General features: G+C 63.8%; 12 protein-coding genes. 2 read left to right on the forward strand and 10 right to left on the reverse strand.

Annotated elements, in window-relative coordinates:
* Nucleotides 1–24 precede the first annotated feature (24 nt).
* Both E4L98_RS02270 and E4L98_RS02275 read left to right on the forward strand, forming a co-directional pair.
* Nucleotides 25–1,065: an ABC transporter permease gene (locus tag E4L98_RS02270; protein WP_229257197.1), complete on the forward strand. Its 1,041-nt coding sequence runs from the start codon at nt 25–27 to the stop codon at nt 1,063–1,065.
* Between the two features lies 1 nt (nt 1,066).
* The gene (locus tag E4L98_RS02275) at nt 1,067–2,038 is read left to right on the forward strand and encodes an ABC transporter permease (RefSeq protein WP_135199946.1); all 972 of its coding nucleotides are present in this window, start codon (nt 1,067–1,069) and stop codon (nt 2,036–2,038) included.
* Here E4L98_RS02275 and E4L98_RS02280 read toward each other — a convergent pair.
* From E4L98_RS02280 to xdhA, 10 genes are all read right to left on the reverse strand, one after another.
* The gene (locus tag E4L98_RS02280) at nt 2,035–2,370 is read right to left on the reverse strand and encodes a c-type cytochrome (protein ID WP_371857158.1); all 336 of its coding nucleotides are present in this window, start codon (nt 2,368–2,370) and stop codon (nt 2,035–2,037) included. The two genes, E4L98_RS02275 and E4L98_RS02280, sit on opposite strands and share 4 nt — an antisense overlap.
* A gap of 99 nt (nt 2,371–2,469) precedes the next feature.
* The gene (locus tag E4L98_RS02285; RefSeq protein WP_135199948.1) at nt 2,470–3,570 is read right to left on the reverse strand and encodes a S1/P1 nuclease; all 1,101 of its coding nucleotides are present in this window, start codon (nt 3,568–3,570) and stop codon (nt 2,470–2,472) included.
* Nucleotides 3,567–4,790 carry a phospholipase D-like domain-containing protein gene (locus E4L98_RS02290; protein WP_135199949.1) on the reverse strand — a complete coding sequence of 408 codons (1,224 nt, stop codon included), beginning with the start codon at nt 4,788–4,790 and terminating at the stop codon, nt 3,567–3,569. Before E4L98_RS02290 ends, E4L98_RS02285 begins: the two co-directional genes overlap by 4 nt.
* A 15-nt stretch (nt 4,791–4,805) precedes the next feature.
* Complete coding sequence (locus E4L98_RS02295; RefSeq protein WP_135199950.1) at nt 4,806–6,491, reverse strand: bifunctional metallophosphatase/5'-nucleotidase; 1,686 nt, start codon at nt 6,489–6,491, stop codon at nt 4,806–4,808.
* A gap of 147 nt (nt 6,492–6,638) precedes the next feature.
* Entirely contained in the window at nt 6,639–10,055 is a 3,417-nt protein-coding gene (locus E4L98_RS02300; protein WP_135199951.1) for a TonB-dependent receptor, read from the reverse strand.
* A 564-nt stretch (nt 10,056–10,619) separates the two neighbouring features.
* The gene (locus tag E4L98_RS02305) at nt 10,620–12,107 is read right to left on the reverse strand and encodes an amidohydrolase family protein (protein WP_135199952.1); all 1,488 of its coding nucleotides are present in this window, start codon (nt 12,105–12,107) and stop codon (nt 10,620–10,622) included.
* Nucleotides 12,108–12,124: 17 nt separating this feature from the next.
* Nucleotides 12,125–13,432: a guanine deaminase gene (gene guaD, locus E4L98_RS02310; RefSeq protein ID WP_135199953.1), complete on the reverse strand. Its 1,308-nt coding sequence runs from the start codon at nt 13,430–13,432 to the stop codon at nt 12,125–12,127.
* Nucleotides 13,433–13,461: 29 nt separating this feature from the next.
* Nucleotides 13,462–14,622: a xanthine dehydrogenase accessory protein XdhC gene (xdhC, locus tag E4L98_RS02315; protein WP_135199989.1), complete on the reverse strand. Its 1,161-nt coding sequence runs from the start codon at nt 14,620–14,622 to the stop codon at nt 13,462–13,464.
* Complete coding sequence (gene xdhB, locus E4L98_RS02320) at nt 14,622–16,955, reverse strand: xanthine dehydrogenase molybdopterin binding subunit (protein WP_135199954.1); 2,334 nt, start codon at nt 16,953–16,955, stop codon at nt 14,622–14,624. Before xdhB ends, xdhC begins: the two co-directional genes overlap by 1 nt.
* An 11-nt stretch (nt 16,956–16,966) precedes the next feature.
* Entirely contained in the window at nt 16,967–18,436 is a 1,470-nt protein-coding gene (xdhA, locus tag E4L98_RS02325; protein WP_135199955.1) for a xanthine dehydrogenase small subunit, read from the reverse strand.
* Nucleotides 18,437–18,439: the final 3 nt, after the last annotated feature.

Here is an 18,439-nt window from a genome sequence, read left to right on the forward strand (position 1 = left end):
CCACGCTGGGCCACTGCGTTTGTCATGCCCGTTCTGAACCTGCTGTCGGCCCTGCTGGTGACCGCGCTGGTGATCCATCTGCTGGGCGAGAGCCCGACCGAATCGCTGGCGATCCTGGTCAACAGCGCCGTCGTCAATCCGGAAGGCTTGAGCTACACGCTGTTCTACGCCTCGACCTTCATCTTCACCGGACTGGCGGTATCGATCGCCATGCAGGCCGGCTTGTTCAACATCGGCGCCGAAGGCCAGATGTATTTCGCCGGCCTGGGTCTGACGCTGGCGATGCTGACGTTTGACGCCTCGCTGCCGGCCTGGCTGCTGATCCCGGTCGGCATGCTGGGCGCGGCGCTGTTCGGCGCGCTGTGGGCCTTCGTGCCCGGCTACCTGCAGGCCAAGCGCGGCAGCCACGTGGTGGTCACCACCATCATGTTCAACTACATCGCCGCCGCGCTGATGAACACCATCATCGTCAAGCTGGTGCCGCCGGGCGAACAGAATCCGGCCAGTCGCGCCTTTGCCGCCGCCGCCGAGATGCCGCGCCTGAACCAGTGGTTCCCGATCCTGGGCGAGACGCCGCTCAACATCAGCTTCTTCCTGGCCATCATCGCGCTGGTGATCTACGGCGTGGTGGTGTCGCGTTCGGCCTGGGGCTTCAAGCTGCGCGCCACGGGACTGAACAAGCACGCGGCCCACTACGCGGGGGTCCGCATCAGCAAGATGATCATCATCGTCATGCTGATCTCGGGCGCGCTGGCGGGTCTGGGTTCGGTCAACTCCATCATGGGTTCGACCCACTACCTGTCGCTCAACTTCGTCGGCGGCGCCGGCTTTATCGGCATCGCCATCGCGCTGATGGGCCGCCAGAACCCGGTCGGCATCTTCCTGTCGGCGGTGCTGTTCGGCGCGCTGACCCAGGGCGGTTTCGATCTGTCGCTGGAAAAGCAGAACATCCCGCCCGAGACCGTGATCATGGTCCAGGGTCTGATCATCCTGTTCTGCGGCGCCATGGAAAACCTGTACGGCCCGGCCATCGCCAAAGTGCTGAACCTGAAGAAGCGAGGATGAGATGACTTTTGACGATCTCCATATCGGCAGTATCCTGGTATCGACCGTGCGCAACGCGCCGGTGCTGATTTTCGCCGGCATGGCCGGCCTGTTCGCCGAACGTTCGGGCGTGATCGACATCGGCCTGGAAGGCAAGATCCTGGCGTCGGCGTTTGTGTCGGCGGCGGTGGCGTTCGCCACGCAGAACCCGTGGTACGGCGTCATGGCCGGCATGCTGGTGTCGGTGCTGCTGGCGACGCTGCAGGCTTACATCGCCATCACCCAGAAGGGCAACCAGCTGGTGGGCGGCATCGCCATCAACATCGCCATGAGCGGTTTGACCTTCGTGGTGGCGCAGTATTTCTTCCAGCAGGGCGGGCGCACGCCGGACCTGGGCTCGGCGCGTCTGTTCGACGTGGTGCTGCCCGGCTCCGCCGCGATCGAGGGCGTGCCCTTCGTCGGCTGGCTGTATGCGCACCTGATCGGCGGCCACTCGGTGCTGGTGTACCTGGCGTTCGCGCTGGTGCCGCTGGTGCACTGGGTGATCTACCACAGCCGCTTCGGCCTGCGCCTGCGCGCCTGCGGCGAGAACCCGCACGCGGCCGACGCGGCCGGCATCAGCGTCGAGCGTCAGCGCTACATGGCGATGCTGATCGCCGGCGTACTGTGCTCGTTCTCGGGTGCTTACATGTCGATCGTGCAGAGCGGCTTCTTCCTGCGCGATATGTCGGCTGGTGCCGGCTACCTGGCGCTGACCGCCATGGTGTTCGGTAACTGGCGTCCGCTGTACACCTTCCTGGGCTGTCTGATGTTCGGCTTCTTCGGCGCGGTGCAGATCCAGATCGAAGGCGTGGAACTGCCGCTGGTGGGCCGTCTGCCCGGCTCGATGATCCAGATGGTGCCGTACGTGCTGACCGTGATCGTACTGGCCGGCCTGATGGCCAAGTCGGTGGCGCCGAAAGCGCTCGGCACGCCATTCGTCAAGTCGCGTTAAAGCGTCTTCATATAGGACAGCAGGTCGGCGATCTGCTGTTCATCCTTGATTCCCCAGAAGCGCATCTTCGTGTCGGGCACCACATCGTGCGGGGCACGCAGGAATGCCGCCAGCGTTTTCTCATCCCACACCAGTCCCGATTTCTTCATCGCCTCCGAGTACTTGTAGTCCCTGGTGTCGCCGGCGCGGCGGCCGATGATATGGTTGAGCTGCGGACCATAGCCGGCGGTTGCATACGGCCCCACCGCGTGGCAGGACGCGCAGCGCTGGAACAGCAGCTTGCCGTTAGCCGGATTACCGGCAGCGCCGGCAATCAGAGGCACAGCGCTCATCAATGCAGTCAGAATAAGTCGTTTCATGATAGAAACTTGGGGACAGACCACGTTTTTGCAATGTTTCAAAAACGTGGTCTGTCCCCGAAGTTACCGCTGTTATGGCCAGATGGCTTTCAGCACGGCCGCAAGGTGGTAGCCGCCCTGGATCAGCTGCCCTTTGGCTTCGGCCGAGGATGGCACCGGATAGTTGTCCGGAATCGCCAGCGGCCAGACGTTGTACTGCTCGCCCGTGGTCTTGCTGGTCTGCTGCGTCATCGCGCCCGGCACCACGTCGGCATAGGCCAGCTTGGATACCACCAGCGTCTGGTCGGCCCACTCGTAGGGCCAGCTCACCGGGTCGCCGGTGTTCGGCGCCACCACCGGGTTGCCCGCGATGACCAGCAGCGCAAACTGCGACGGCGTGCGCGCACCGATGCGGCGGAAGGCATAGTTGACCACCGTCGTGTCCCAGTACGAATGGAACGCGCGCGTGGTCTGCGGAGGACGTGGCGCGGCAGCGGCGGCAGGTGCGGCAGCGGCGCTGGCCTGTGGCGCCACGGCCGGCTTGTCCTCCGCCGGCGCTGCCGGGATCAATTGCGTGCTGTTGGAAGCCAGCTTGACATCGTCCAGCAGCAGGTTGTTGCCGCCCTGGGTGGCGAAAGCTTCCTTGTCGTCCAGCTGCTTCCGGGTCGGGATCACGAAGCCGCCGCTCTTGCCGACATAGCCCTCGCCCACGTGCAGCGGCTGCGCAATGTCGCCGGTCAGGTGGGTCAGCATCAGCAGCGCCTGGCGCGGCGTGAAATTGTGCGGATTGGTGGTCTTGTCGGCCTTCCCCTGCAGCACCAGAATGCACTGCTTCAGCGTCTGCACGATGTCGTGATCGGCCGTGCCGACGCCGTGGTCCTCATAATGCGACAGCTGGAACGGCACATCGGTGTAGTGATATTCGCTGTGCTGCGGGTTGGCGGTGGTGTAGGCCACCATCTCGTCCGTCTGCGGACCGCAGGAGGTTCCTTTCACGCAGTCCGCCCAGGTGGCGATCTTTTCCAGGCTCTCGCCCGGCAGCAGCAATGCCTGCACGTGCTGCCCGGCGCTGGTGCCCCTGATCAGCTGATCGGCGATGGCGCCCACCGCGCGGTGGCCGTCATAGCCCCAGGCGAACGCGTTGACGGAAACGAAAGCGCTGCTCAGCGCCAGTATGCATGCGAGCTTTTTCATTCAGGGCTGCCTTTGGCTGGTTTCGGATACTGCTTGTTGATGTCGAGCGGCTGCGCGTAGGCCGAACTCCAGGTCTGCTCGTGCAGCGCGGCGATACGCTGCGCCATCTTCTCGTTGCGCATCACCACCTCCAGATTGCGCGACAGGTCCATGTAGCCGCCGGCCCAGTTGCTGGTGCCCACCCACGCCACCTGGTTGTCGATCACCATGGTCTTGCTGTGTATGACGCGCGCGAACGGCACGAAACCGGTCGAGGCCACCGGCAGCGTCACCACGCGGATTTCCACGTTCGGCAGGATCGCCAGCGACTTCAGATAGACCTGCGCCGGTTGCTCCAGGTTCCAGTTGGACACCATCAGCTTGATTTTGACGCCACGGTTGGCGGCCGAGCGCACCGCGTTGTCGATCACCGCGTAGTAAGGCCGCGTGCCTTTCGGACCGTAGCTGAGCGGCGCGTAGTCCAGCAGCTGGATACGCACCTCGCTCTTCGCTTCGGCCAGCAGCGCCGGCAGGCTGGTCTCGGAATCGCCGACGCCGGCGGGGTTGTACTTGTTGGGGCTGGACAGCAGGAACTGCGGCTGGTGGATGTCGGCCGTCACCGTCTTCTGGTTCAGCGCCGGCACCTGCATGGACTGCGTGGTCAGCGCCTGCGCGCGCCAGTCCTGGTTGAACACCGCCAGCACCTGGCTGACGATCTTCGGATCGGTGATGCGCAGGCCGGTTTCGTGGATATGCTCGAACGAGCGCCAGTCGAAATTCTGGCTGCCGATGTACGCCGTGGCGCCGTCCACCACCAGGTACTTGGCATGGATGATGCCATTGCCGGTCAGCTGGTTGTAATCGAGGATGCGGAACTCCAGGTTCGGGATCGCCTTCAGCCGGTCTATGGTCGGCTGCTCCGACAGGCCCACGCCCTTTTTGTCGAGCAGGAAGCGGATCTTGACGCCACGCTTGCCGGCCGCCTCCAGGTGCTCGACCACCTTGTCGAACACGCTGCCCGGCTTGATCACCGCGTAGAACTGGCCGATGACGATTTCGTTTTTGGCGTGATCGAACAACTCGCTCCACACCACCGCCGGGCCGCGCAGATCGTCGCTGTGCAGCGACGTCTCGACCGGCGCGGTCTGTACCAGCTCGAAGCCGGGAATGGAAAACTCGGCGCGCGCCGGCGCGGCCAGCACGGCGGCCGACACCAGGGCGGAAAGGAAAAAACGACGCATAAAGACTCCAGTAAGTTATTGCACGCTCTTGTAGCGCGTGAGCGGCGCGGCGGCGCCGGCCGGCTTGCGCTCCTGCTCGCGCCTGATCAGATAAGCGGTCAGCGCATCCACATCGCGGATGCCGGTCGGCGCGCGGTTGGCGCCTTTGGTGAAGGTGGGGAAGCCATCGCCGCCTTCGGCCAGAAAGTTATTGGTGACGACGCGGTAGCTGGCATCCATCTGCAGCGGCATGCCGTTCAGCCGCACACTGTCCGGCACCACGCGGCCGCCTTCCGGTCTGGCCGGGTCCCACTCGTAGCTGAAGCCATCCGACACCTGCAGCAGGCCGCGCTTGTTGTCGCGGCCATCCAGCCACTGTTCTTCCAGCAGCTGCACGATCTGCGCGCCACGCAGGTTCATCACCGTCAACGTGTTCGAGAACGGCAGCACCGCCAGCGCATGGCCGACAGTGACACGATTGCCCTCGCCGCTGCCCAGATCCTGGCGGATGCCGCCCGGATTCTGCAGCGCGATCTGCGCGCCGAACGGACGGCCGGCGGACAGCATGGAATCGGCCACCAGGTCTCCCAGTGCCGACTCGCGGTCATGTTCCTTTTCGCGCTTCACCGTCGGCACGGCGATCGCCGCCACCGGACGCGCCAGCGCGGCGGCGCTGCGCTCGCGCGCCTTCCGCAGATACGCCGACAACACGGGATCGGCCGGCCACTCGCCCGGCGTCATCACCTCCTGCCGCGCGCTGACATCGCGCACGGTATTCGTATTGGTGTCCACCAGCAGGCGGATGCGGCCCAGCAGGTGGCCGGCCGTGTCGGACTGCGTCACCAGGCGGCCATCCACCTTGCACAGATAACCCTGGTGCGAGTGGCCGCTGATCACCAGCCGGATCGCCGGATCGAGGCGCTTGACGACATCGACGATGTCGCCGCTCAGGTGCGAACAATCCTGCTGATCGAATTTATCGGTGGTGTGTCCGCCCTGGTGGATCAGCACCACGAACACGCCCACACCCTGCTTGCGCAGTTCAGGCAGCTGGCGGTTGATGGCGTCCGCCTCGTCGCCGAACTCCAGACCGGCGATGCCGGAGGCCAGCGAGGCCTCGGCGGTTTCCTTCAGCACCGCGCCGATGAAGCCGATCTTGACGCCATGCGCGCTCTCCACCTGGTAGGCCGGCAGCAGCGGCTTGCGCGTGTGCATGTCGATCACGTTGGCGGCCAGGTACTGGAAGCGGGCGCCCTCGTAAGGGCCGTCGAACTTGCAGGCTTTGTCTTCGCGCGGCGATTTGCAGCCGCCCTTCTGCTGGCGCAGCAGCTCGACGCGGCCCTGATCGAATTCGTGGTTGCCCACCGAGGTCGCGCGCAGCCCGAGCAGATTCATCGCGCCTATGGTCGGTTCGTCCGCCCACATCGACGAGATGGCCGGACTGGCGCCGACCAGATCGCCGGCGCCGACCAGCAGCAGTTCCGGATCCTGTTTGCGCCACGCCTGCAGCGCCGCGCCCACGGTGTCGATGCCGCCGGCCTGGATCACCCGCTCGCCGCGGCCGGACACGCTGTCCAGCGTATAGCGGCTGGCTTCAAGGTTCCCGTGAAAATCGTTGAGCGCGACCAGCTGCACTTCGGTCACGCCGGGCGGCAGCGAAGCGCAACCGGCCAAGGCGGCAGCCAATGCAGCGGCCCACATCGGGCGCAGATATTTTTTCATTACTTAGCAAGCGGAGGTGAATCGAATATTGTACCGCCCAACCGGGCCGTCAAAAATGACAGCAGTTTTACGTTACAAAATAAAAAAACGGCTGATGTTGCCACCAGCCGTTTTTGTCAGACAGGGATCAGACCAGTCGTGCCGAGCTTAGAACTCGTACTTGACGGTAGCCTGGATGGCCCACTGCGATTCGCCTTTGACCTGGCGGATATCGACGGTCTCCACATCACGCACGCGGTAGATGTAGCGGCCCTGCGCATCCAGACCCTGGTAGTCGACGAAGCTGCGTGCCAGACCGCCGTTGGTCTGGAAGCCCACTTCATTGATGTGGCCCCACTTCTTGTTCAGCAGGTTGCCGAAGTTGAAGATGTCCAGCGAGAAGGTGCCCTTGTTACCCTTGAACAGGCCAGGGATTTCCTGAGCGATACGCACGTCGAAGCTGTTGGTCCATGGCGCGAAGTCGGTGTTGCGGCCGACCACGCCACCAGCCGATTTCTTCAGGATCGAATTGCCGTTGACGATGCTCCAGAACTTGTCTTCGTTGGCGTGGTTGGTCGCGGTATCGCCGTAGAACACCACCTGGCCCGAACCTGGCGCCGACGGGATGAACATCAGGTCGTTGCCGGCCAGGCCGTCACCGTTCAAGTCATTGTTGACGGTCCAGCTGTACGGCTTGCCCGAACGGCCTTCGTAGAAGATACCCAGGGTGGTGTTGTACGAACCGATCAGACGCTTGCGGAAGTTCACCAGCGCGCTGATACGGTCTTTCACCAGGTAGTTCGAGTTGGCGTTGACTTCTTCGTTAGGATTGAAGATCGAGCGGCTGGCGTAGTTCGACGACGAGGTCGACGAGGTCAGCGGCGAGACTTCCTTGGCACTGGTGTAGGTGTACGCCAGCGACCAGTTCCAGCCGTTCATCATCGGACGCGACAGCGACACGGTGGCCACGTTGGAACCGCCCTTGTCGGTCTTGGTGGCGACCAGCACGTTGTTGAAGGCCGAGTTGCTCAGTGCCTTGGCGGTGAAGCCCGTGCAAGCACCGTTGGTGATCGACGAACCGGTCGCCGACCAGCAAGCCGTGTTGTAGCCCTGCGCGTTGTAGTACAGCGGACGGCCGTCGGTACCGGTCTTGGTCGGCAGACCCAGGTTGGCGTTCTGGTAGTAGATCGCGTCCTTGGCCTTGGTGTTCAGGTATTCCAGACCCAGCACCAGGTTGTACCATGGCAGTTCGGTTTCCAGCGCGATGTTCGACTTCCACACCGACGGCTGACGCAGGCCAGGGGCCAGGACGTCGACGTTGGCGGCCGGGATCGAGCCGGTGAAGCTGGTGACCTGGTTGTTGATATCGGCACGGAACAAGCCATCGGTGGTCGGGCAGGCCGCGTAGCCCGAGATGCCGCAACCCACGGTGCGGGTCTGCACGCCGGTGTTCGAGAACGGGTTGGACAGCCACACGGTCAGTGCCGAACCCTGGAACAGGCCGGCGCCGCCGCGCACCTGCATCTTGCGCTCGCTGTCGAAGGTGTAGTTGAAGCCCACGCGCGGCTGGATCAGGTCCTGGCCGTCGAAGGTGTTGGTGTTGTCCAGGCCGAAACCGCCGGTGGCACGGGCGCCGGTGGCCGGGTTGCCGGCGACGGGCGCCAGCGCCACGGTGGCGTTACGCAGCGGACGGCCGCCGACGGCGGTCTTGTCGTAGCGGATGCCGTAGTTCACGGTCAGGTTTTTGTTGACGGTCCAGGTATCCTGCGCGAAGCCGCCATAGTTCTTCATGTCGAACTGGGCTACTGCGTCGTCCAGGGTCAGGCCCGGGTTGGCCACCTGCACGCTGTACGAGGTCGGACGGCCGCGACGGAAGTTTTCCAGCACGGCGGCTTCCACCTGCGCGTTGGTGGCGGTGGCGCAGTTGAAGGTGCTGCTGTTCAGGAACTGGTAGTTGACGTTGTTGATACAGCCGAAGGTGTAGTTACCCCAGACGTTCTGCAGGAACGCGTTGTACACCTTGTTCTTGCTGTAGTCGCCACCGAACTTGACTTCGTGGTCGCCCAGCGACCAGTTGCCGGCGCCGTAAGCGTCGGTGGTCTTGGTGCCCAGGATGTTGCGCTGGCGGCTGTTGTCGGTACCGAAGTTCAGGAAGCGGTTGGCCGACGACACGGTCGACGGGGTGCCGGCCGGCAGCGCGCCCGAGAACTGCAGGCCGATCAGCGGCAGGGTCGAATTCAGCTTCGGCAGCGAGTCATAGTCGCGGGTCGACAGTTTGAACTCGGTCGAGAAGGTCGGAGTCCAGTCGGACAGCAACTGCGCGACCTTGGTCTCGATGGTCTTGTTCTGCTGATACCACTCGGAGTTCAGCGAAATGCCGGTGGCCGACAGGCCGGTGAACTGCGGCTCGCTCTGGTCGGTCTTCGAGTAGCGGAACATGGCGCGGTGATTCTCGTTGATGTTCCAGTCGACTTTCACCAGCTTGTCGGTCACGTTCAGCGCGGTACCCGAGGGCACGTCGCTGTTGCCGATGTCGATGCCATAGGTGTTCTTGGCAATCGCTTGCGCCGAGGCGATGGCCGATGGGGTGATACCGACGTTGGTGACCGAGCTGCCCAGCGGGCCAAAGGCCGGCGCGGTACGGGTCGATTCCAGCTTTTCCCAGCCGGCGAACATGAACAGCTTGTCCTTGATGATCGGGAAGCCCAGGGTGCCGCCCTTGGTGGTTTCCTTGAACGGCGCCGGTGCGGCGTAGGTGTCGGTCGACGCGTTGTAGCGGTCGCCGGCCAGCTTGTCGTTACGGAAGACGTAGTAGACCGAGCCCTTGACGGTGTTGGTGCCGGACTTGGTCACGGCGTTGATGTTGCCGCCGGTGTAGCCCTTCTGGGTCACGTCGTAGTTGGCGACGTTGATCTGCACCGACTGGATCGCTTCGATCGAGATCGGCTGCTTGGCGGTCGGCGAGCCGGACGCTTCCAGACCGAAGGTGTCGTTCACCGACACGCCGTCGATGGTCAGCGAGTTATAGCGCGAGTTCTGGCCGGCCACGGACATTTCGCCGCGTTCCTTGTCGGTCTGCGACACGCGCGGGTCGGCACGGGCATAGTCCTGCAGGTTGCGGTTGATCGAACCCTGGATTGCCAGGTCGCTGGCGCTGATGCTGGTGCCGGCGCCCATCGCGGTGCGCGAGAACTTGTCCGAACGGTTGTTGCTGCCGGCCACGGTCACGGTCTGCATCGCCGCGCCCAGGGTAGCGTCCACGTTGGCGGTTTCGGCCAGCTGAATGTACACGCCTTCACGCTTCTCGGTCACGCCATCCTTGGTGATGGTGATGGTGTACGGACCGCCGGTACGCAGACCGCGCTGGACATAACGACCCTCGGCGTCGGTGACGACGTTGGTGACCGAACCCGATTCGTTGTGCACGATGGAGACCACCGCACCAGCGGCCGGCTTGCCGTCGCCGGTGACGATGTGGCCACCGATCGCCGACGTCGTGTTCTGTGCCATGGCCGGTACTGTCGCGAGTGCGATAGACAGGCTGAGCGCCATCTGCGTCAGCTTGAGCCGTTTATGATTGATCATTGTATAACCCCAATAAAGACTAATAGTTATTGAGACCCTGCGGTAACAGAGCCCCTCTTACGTTTGCTGCAACTGGTTCCGACCGTCCAAACCCCGGCGTGCCAGTGGGCAGCGGGTGAGTGTACATGGCCAATATGTCACGGTGATGACGCAGAAATCTGGATAAATAGGGCAAGAAACTTGCTGTTTTGGATCGATTTTTCCGAACTATGCCACTAAGCAAAAATGCATGACAAATACGATTTACCTTGGCAATTCAGATGATAAACGTCTAAATAAGTCATGCCGAGGTAACAATTTCATGCAGGAAGTGACAAGCGGAAAACGGGACGCCGGAATTATATGTCACAAGCTGTAACATGAATTCCTTTCATTGCCTATTTAATAATAATGTCGAGCGCGCATACTAAATTATGTCGCAAGATGGCCACATAGTTAGCAGAATTGAAGTTTCTCCTGATAACTACTGGCATTTGTGACAACGCGAAGAACAGCGTTGTGCGGGGCAGATTTTTGTAACAAGATGGCCGGTTGTGGGATCCATACGACAACCGGCCGACCGCATCAGCGTCCGGCGCGCGGCTGGGCGGTGCTGATCTCGGCTTCGAATTTGGCAAACTTGCCGTCCAAAGCCTTCAAAAGACGTTGTTTATCCGCATCGGCCAGGAAGGAATAACGGATGCTATCGTATGACAGTTTTTTGACTTCGGCGTAATCGGGCTGATATTGGGCCGCGTACTGCACGTACTCGCCCGACAGGTTGTTACGCGACACGCCGGCGTCGTCGGTCGACAGCACGAACGGCACACCGAACTTGCGGTACAAGGTGACCGGGTGGGCCTGCCCTTTTACGCCCAAAATAAAGTCGTTACTGGACAAATTGACCTCGACCGCGATCTTGTCATCGCGCATTTTTTTCATGATCGCCAGCGGGTTCGATTCATGCGCGATGTCCATGCCGTGGCCGATGCGGTTGGCACCGGCGACGTCGATGGCCTGCCTGATGTGGAAGGTCAGCCCCTCCGGCGGCACCATGCCCAGCGACAGTTCGCCGGCGTGCAGCGCCAGTTTCACGGTCGGATATTTCGCCTTCAGGAATTTATACATCTGCATGTGCAGCGCATAGTCGCGCATCGACACGTTGACGCTTTCCTGGCCGACGATGTTGATGCCGACGATCTTCGGATGGCTGGACGCCAGCACGAAGCTGGACAGGATCTGCGAATACACCTGCGACGGCGACAGGAAGCGCAGCGCGAACGGCTGATAGCGCAGCGTGAAGTTATCGTCGTCGATGCCCGCGCCTGCGCTATCGACATTGGCCTTGTACGAGGCGATCCAGCCCTGGAAAGCCTGATCCTGCTCCAGCCTGGCGCTGAGGGCGGCGAAATCCGCCTCGCCGACGCCGCCGGCCAGCGCCTTCCTGTCGAAGTCCACGTCCTGCGCGATCGGTGCGATTTCGTAGATGGTTTCGATGTAGCTCAGGTTTTCCTGGATGGCGCGCTGCTTCAGGCGTTGCAGGCCGTCGGCGGCGTTGGTCGAGGCGACCGGGCCAAAGTAGGCGAAGGTGTCGAAGAACTGGCGGTCCGGCGGCGACTGGATCGCACCGTGGTTGTAGAAGTCCTTGTCCGACCAGCGCTGCAGCAGGTTGGCCAGCACGGTGTTGTCGTTCATGACATCCTGGCCGGACAGGCAGACACGGTCGGCGGCGGGACGCGCCTGATCGGCCTTGGTCACCTGCTTGTCGACGTTGATCTGGTAGGTGCTCTTGTTGACGCAATAGCCCTGCTTGTCCACCCATTCCAGATACTGCTCGGCATAGATCGCGCCCGAGTAGTGGTGATGCAGGTCGCCGCCCTTGGGCATCATGGTGAAGAACATCGTCAGCTCGGCCAGTTTCGGCTCCTTCGCGTTGACCAGCGAGGCGAAATAGCGCCTGGTGGCTTCCTCGTTGCCGCTGGCGGCCTGCGCGCCTTGCGGCATGGCGCAGAACACGGCGGCGGCCAGCGCGGCCGCCCTCAGTGTGGCGATGCTGGCGATGTGATTCTTCATTAGTCTTCCAATCCGAATTAAGTGGTTTCGCGGACATGCACCTGCTGGCCGGCGGCGTAGGTCGCGGCAATCGCGCGGTCGTCGCCCAGCAAGGCCAGCGCGAACAGCAGTTCTTCCAGGCTGTTGACACGCGCCGTCCGGCGCTGCAGCAGCGGCGTGGCCTGCGGATCGATGACGATGAAGTCCGCTTCCGCCCCCTGGACAAAGCTGCCTACCGTGCCTTCCAGCTGCATGGCGCGCGCGGCGCCCAGCGTGGCCAGGTAGAACATGCGCAGGGCCGGCAGGTAACTGCCCTTCAAGCGCGCTACTTTATAGGCTTCATTCATCGTTTGCAACATGGAGAACGAGGTGCCGCCGCCGACATCGGTGGCCAGCGACAGCGGCACGCCCGCCGCGTCGGCGCGCTCGAAGTCGAACAGGCCGCTGCCCAGGAACAGGTTGGAGGTCGGGCAGATGGCGGCGGCCGACCGCGTCTCCGCCATGCGCTGGCGGTCGCGCTCATCGAGCCAGATGCAGTGGCCATACATGGCGCGCGGGCGCATCATGCCGTAGCTGTCGTAGACGTCGATATAGCTGCGCGAGTTGGGGAACAGCTCGCGCACCCAGGCGCATTCGGCCTCGTTCTCGGAAACATGGGTCTGGATGAAGGTGTCCGGATAGGCGAGCGCCAGCTCACCCGCCAGCTGCAATTGCGCTTCGGTGGAGGTCGGCGCGAAGCGCGGCGTGATCGCGTACAGCGCGCGGCCGCGCTTGTGCCAACGCTGGATCAGCGCCTCGGTGTCGCGCGCGCTGGTTTCGGCGGTATCGCGCAGGAAGTCGGGGCAGTTCCGGTCCATCATCACCTTGCCGGCCACCATGCGCAGGTTGCGCTGTTCGGCGGCGGCGAAGAAGGCGTCCACCGATTGCGGATGCACGGTGCAGTAGACCATGGCGGTGGTGGTGCCGCAGCGTAGCAGCTCGTCGAGGAAGAAATCGGCGACGTTGGCGGCATGGTGGCTGTCCTCGAACTGGCGCTCGGACGGGAAGGTGTAAGTCTCCAGCCATGGCAGCAGGCCCGCCGACGGCGAGGCGATCATGTCGGTCTGGGGATAGTGCAGATGGGTGTCGATAAAGCCCGGCATCAGCAGCTTGCCGCTGTAGTCGTGCACCACGGCGCCGGGCGGCAGTGTGGCGTGCAGCGCGGCATAGTCGCCGGCCGCCTGGACTTTGCCGTCGGCGACGATCAGCAAGCCGTCTTCGAACCAGTCGTGCGACTGTGCGCTGAAGGCCGGATCGGCGAGAAAGTGCAGCAAGCTGCCACGATAGGCTTGCAGGTTGGAGGTCATAAGGTCTTTCTTGAACTTGAATGCGAATATTAGCTTGCGGCGGCCAGACGTACCGGCGTGCCTGCGTTCAGCGCGGCGATCTGCTGCTGTTCCCACACCATCAGCAGCTGCGCGCACACCGAGGCGGCGATGGCGGCCGGCAGTTTGCTGGTGATGCCGGGCAGGCCGATGGGGCACACCATGGCGTCGATGCGCTGCGGCGGGATGTCGCGCGCGGCCATGCGCCGCTCGAACTGCACGCGCTTGGTTTGGGAGCCGATCAGGCCGAACCAGCCGACATCATCGCGCCGCAATATCGCCTCGCTCAGCCGCTGATCGAGCGCGTGGCTGTGGGTCATCACCAGGTAGCTGGCGTTCGGCGGCGCGGCGGCCACCAGGGCTTCCGGCAGATCGGTCGCTTCCACCGTCACGTTGGGCGGGATGGCGGCGGGGAACATGTCCTCCCGCTCATCGACCCAGGTGACGGTGCAGGGCAGTTCGCCCAGCATGCGCACGATCGCCGCGCCGACATGGCCGGCGCCGAATAGTACCAGATGCGCGCGCGGCGCGAGGCAGGGGTCCACAAGCCAGCGCCTGCCGGCGGCGTCGCGCAAGACATGGGTGCCGCGCTGGCGGTCGATCTGTGGCATGTCGGCGCCGACAAGCGCCAGGTCGGGTCGTGCCTGATCGCCATGCACCGACTGCGGGAAGCCGTCCGCTGCCTTGGGTCGCCCGGCCGCCGGGAGGCCGGCGACGATGGCGCCATCGGCATCGAGCAATAGCGACATTGACGGGCCATCGATGGCGCTGAGGCGCCAGTTGTCTTCGCGGCGGCGCGCTCGCAAGCTTGCCAGCACCGCACCGAGCGCAGGATCGACGAACTCGAACGCCAGGTGCACCACACCGCCGCAGCACTGGCCGAGGCGCGGGCCGAGCGGATAGCGCTCGATCCGTGCAGCGGCCGACCAGCCATGGCGCTGAACGAGGCTGGCGCTGGCCTCGGCATCGGCGGCGGCATCTGCACTCGCCAGCATCATGCGCGCCTGCTCGACTGCGCACATTTCGAGATGGCCGCCGCCGATGGTGTCGTACTGGCCGCGCGCCGTCACCAGCATACGGGCGCCGGGCTCGCGCGGGCCGGAGCCTTCCACGATCGCCACGGTCACCAGCACCGCCGGTTCCGCAATCCGCGCTGTCAGCCACTCGTCCATCATGCCGCCATTTCCACCGCGGAGATGGCCCGCAGTATCTCTTCGCTGGTGGCCGGTGCATGCAACGGCGGATTCACCTTGTGCCCGCCCACCGACGAAATCGCGTCGCGTATCGCAAAGAACACCGAAAACGGCAGCAGCAAAGGCGGTTCGCCCACCGCCTTGGAGCGGTGGATGCTGTCCTCCACATTGCTGTTATCGAACAGCTTGACGCGGAAGTCCTCGGGGCAGTCCGAGATACCGGGGATCTTGTAAGTCGACGGCGCGTGCGTCATCAGCTTGCCGGCGGGATTCCACCACAACTGCTCGGTGGTCAGCCAGCCCATGCCCTGGATAAACGCTCCCTCCACCTGGCCGATATCGATGGCCGGATTCAGAGAGCGTCCCGCATCGTACAGGGCGTCGGCGCGCAGCAGCTTCCATTCGCCAGTCAGCGTATCGACCACCACCTCGGACACGGCCGCGCCGTAGGCATAGTAGGAGAACGGATGGCCGCTCATGGTCTTCGGGTCCCAGTGCAGGCCCGGCGTGGCGTAAAAACCGTCCGACCACAACTGCACGCGCGCCAGATACGCCTTCTGCACCAGCTCCGGAAACGCCACCTTGTGACCATTCACATGAACGTGATTATCGAAGAAGCGCACCGGCTGGCCATCCTCATCGCCATACAGTTTGACCGCATACGCCGCCAGACGCTCGCGTATCTGCCGCGCCGCATCCTGCGCCGCCTTGCCGTTCAGGTCCGCGCCGGTGGAGGCCGCCGTCGCCGAGGTATTCGCCACCTTGCTGGTGTCGGTGGCCATGATGCGCAGCTGGGACATGTCCAGTCCCAGCTCATGCGCCACCACCTGCAGTACCTTGGTGTTGATGCCCTGCCCCATCTCCGTGCCGCCGTGATTGACCAGCACGGAGCCGTCGACATACACATGCACCAGCGCGCCCGCCTGATTCAGATGGGTCACATTGAAGGCGATGCCGAACTTCAGCGGCGTCAGCGCCAGTCCCTTCTTCAGCACCGGGCTGGCGGCGTTGAACGCCTCCACTGCCTGGCGGCGTGCGCGGTAATCGCTGCTCTGCTCCAGCTCCGCCGTCAGCGCCTCGATCACGTTATCGACGATCTCCTGGCCATACGGCGTCACATTGCGCTCGGTCTTTCCGTAGAAATTCAGACGGCGGATATCCAGCGCGTCGCGCCCCAGATTGCGCGCAATCTCATCGATGATGTATTCGATCGCAATCGCGCCTTGCGGACCGCCGAAACCACGGAACGCCGTATTCGACTGCGTATTGGTCTTGCCGCAGCCGGCGCGGATATCCACATCCGACAGATAGTAGGCGTTATCGAAGTGGCACACCGCGCGCGTCGCCACCGGCCCGGACAGATCGGCCGAAAAACCGGCGCGCAAGGTCATGTCCACCCGCGCTGCCAGGATCTTGCCGTCGCCGTCGTAGCCGACTTCGTATTCATAATAGAAGCAATGGCGCTTGCCGGTGACCAGCATATCGTCATCCCGGTCGGCACGCAGCTTGACCGGGCGGCGCAATTTGGACGCCGCGATGCCGGCCGACGCCGCCCACAAGGCCGACTGCGATTCCTTGCCGCCGAAACCGCCGCCCATGCGCCGGCACTCAACCTGCACCTTGTGCGAATGGACGCCGATGGCATGCGCCACCACGTGCTGCATCTCGCTCGGATGCTGGGTCGAGCACTGCACCAGCAGCGCATCGTCTTCCTTGGGAATCGCGTAGGCGATCTGGCCCTCGAGATAAAACTGTTCCTGGCCGCCGACGAACAGCTGCCCCTTCACCACATGCGGCGCCTTCTCGAACGCGGCCTGATAGTCGCCTCGCTTCAGCTGCATGGGCGGCAGCACGTACGCGCCTGCGGCCTTGGCTTCCTGCGGCGTGAAGATCGCCGGCAATTCCTCATACGTTACCAGCGCGCGGCGCGCGGCGCGGCGCGCGTTGTCGTGCGTGTCGGCCACCACCATGAACATCGGCTGGCCGACATACATCACCTCTTCCACCGCCCAGATAGGATCGTCGTGGATGATCGGACCACAGTCGTTGGTGCCGACGATATCGGCCGCGGTGTACACCGCCACCACGCCAGGCGCGCTGCGCACCGGCGCCAGATCCATGGCCGTGATGCGCGCATGCGCCTTGGACGACAAGCCCAGCGCCCCATGCAGCGTGCCGTGCAGCTCGGGGATGTCGTCCGTGTAGGTGGCCTGACCCAGCACGTGCAGCTCGGCCGATTCATGCTTGCGGCCGACGCCGACCGCCTTCCAGGCCGCTTCGGTAATCACAGTTGGAGCAACGGGTTGATTCATGATGGCTCCTTTCAGGCGCTGACGGCGAAGGCGTTGACCGCCTGCGGCGGCAGAGGCGCATCGGCGCGCGTCTCCAGCCAGAAACGGCGCAGCAGATTCTGCGCGGTCTGCATGCGGTAGGCGCTGGACGCACGCATGTCCGACAGCGGCGCAAAGTCCTGTTGCAGCAGATCCATCGCCGTGCGCAGATTGGCTTCGTTCCAGCCCATGCCGGTGAGCGCCGCTTCGGCGCGCGGCGCCCGGCGTGGCGTCGCCGCCATGCCGCCATACGCGATGCGCGCATCGACCACATGATCGCCATCGAGCGTGAACGCAAACGCCGCGCACACCGCCGAGATGTCCTGGTCGAAGCGCTTTGCCAGTTTATACGTGCGGAATCGGACATTCGCGCGCGGCAGCGGCACGCGCACCGCCGCCACAAACTCGCCTGGCTGCAGATCCTTTTTCTGATAATCGAGATAGAACGCTTCCAGCGGCAGGACGCGACGACCGGCGGCGCCCTGCAGCACCACCTCGCTGCCCAGCGCGATCAGCCATGGCATCGAATCGCCGATCGGCGAGCCGTTGGCGACATTGCCGCCCAGCGTACCCGCGTTCCGTATCGGCAGCGAGGCAAACCGCTGCCACAACTCGCTGAGCTCCAGCGGATACAGTTTGCACAGCGCCGCATACGCATCGTTGAGCGACACGCCCGCGCCGATTTCCAGCATGCCGTCGCGCTCCCGCACCGTTTGCAGTGCGCTGACGTGGCCCAGATAAATGATATCGCCCAGTTCGCGCATCTGCTTGGTGACCCACAAGCCGATGTCGGTGGACCCGGCCAGCAGCGTCGCCTTGGGATGCGCATCGCGCAGCGCCACCAGCTCCTCCAGCGTGCGCGGCGCATGGAACGACTGGCCGCGCGCCGTGTAGGTCGCGCCGGCCTCGCGCCGCAAGACTTGCAGTTGCAGCGTCACGGTCGCGCGATCGAAGTCCGCCTTCGGCAATTCGGTCATGCGCTGCGCCGCGTCGATGATGGGACGATAGCCGGTGCAGCGGCACAGGTTACCGGACAGGCAGTCGTCGATTTCCTTGCGCTGCGCCGGCTGGCCATCCTTGTCCAGGTACATGCCCCACAGCGACATCACGAAACCCGGCGTGCAGAAACCGCACTGCGAGCCATGGCATTCCACCATCGCCTGCTGCACCGGATGCAGCGCGCCGTCCGGCTGCTGCAGGTCTTCCACCGTGAACAGGGCCTTGCCGTCTAGCGTGGGCGCGAACTGGATACAGGCGTTCACCGCCTTCATCTCCAGCTGGCCGGCGGCGTTCAGGCTGCCGACCACCACGGTGCAGGCGCCGCAGTCGCCTTCCGCACAACCTTCCTTGGTGCCAGTGCAGTGCAGATCCTCGCGCAGATGCTGCAGCACGGTGCGGGTCGGCGCGGCGTCATGGATTTCCTGGACGGCGCCACGGTAGTAAAAACGAATCGGTTCGGACATCTC

The organism is Duganella callida, assembly GCF_004614165.1.
Classification (GTDB): domain Bacteria; phylum Pseudomonadota; class Gammaproteobacteria; order Burkholderiales; family Burkholderiaceae_D; genus Rugamonas; species Rugamonas callida.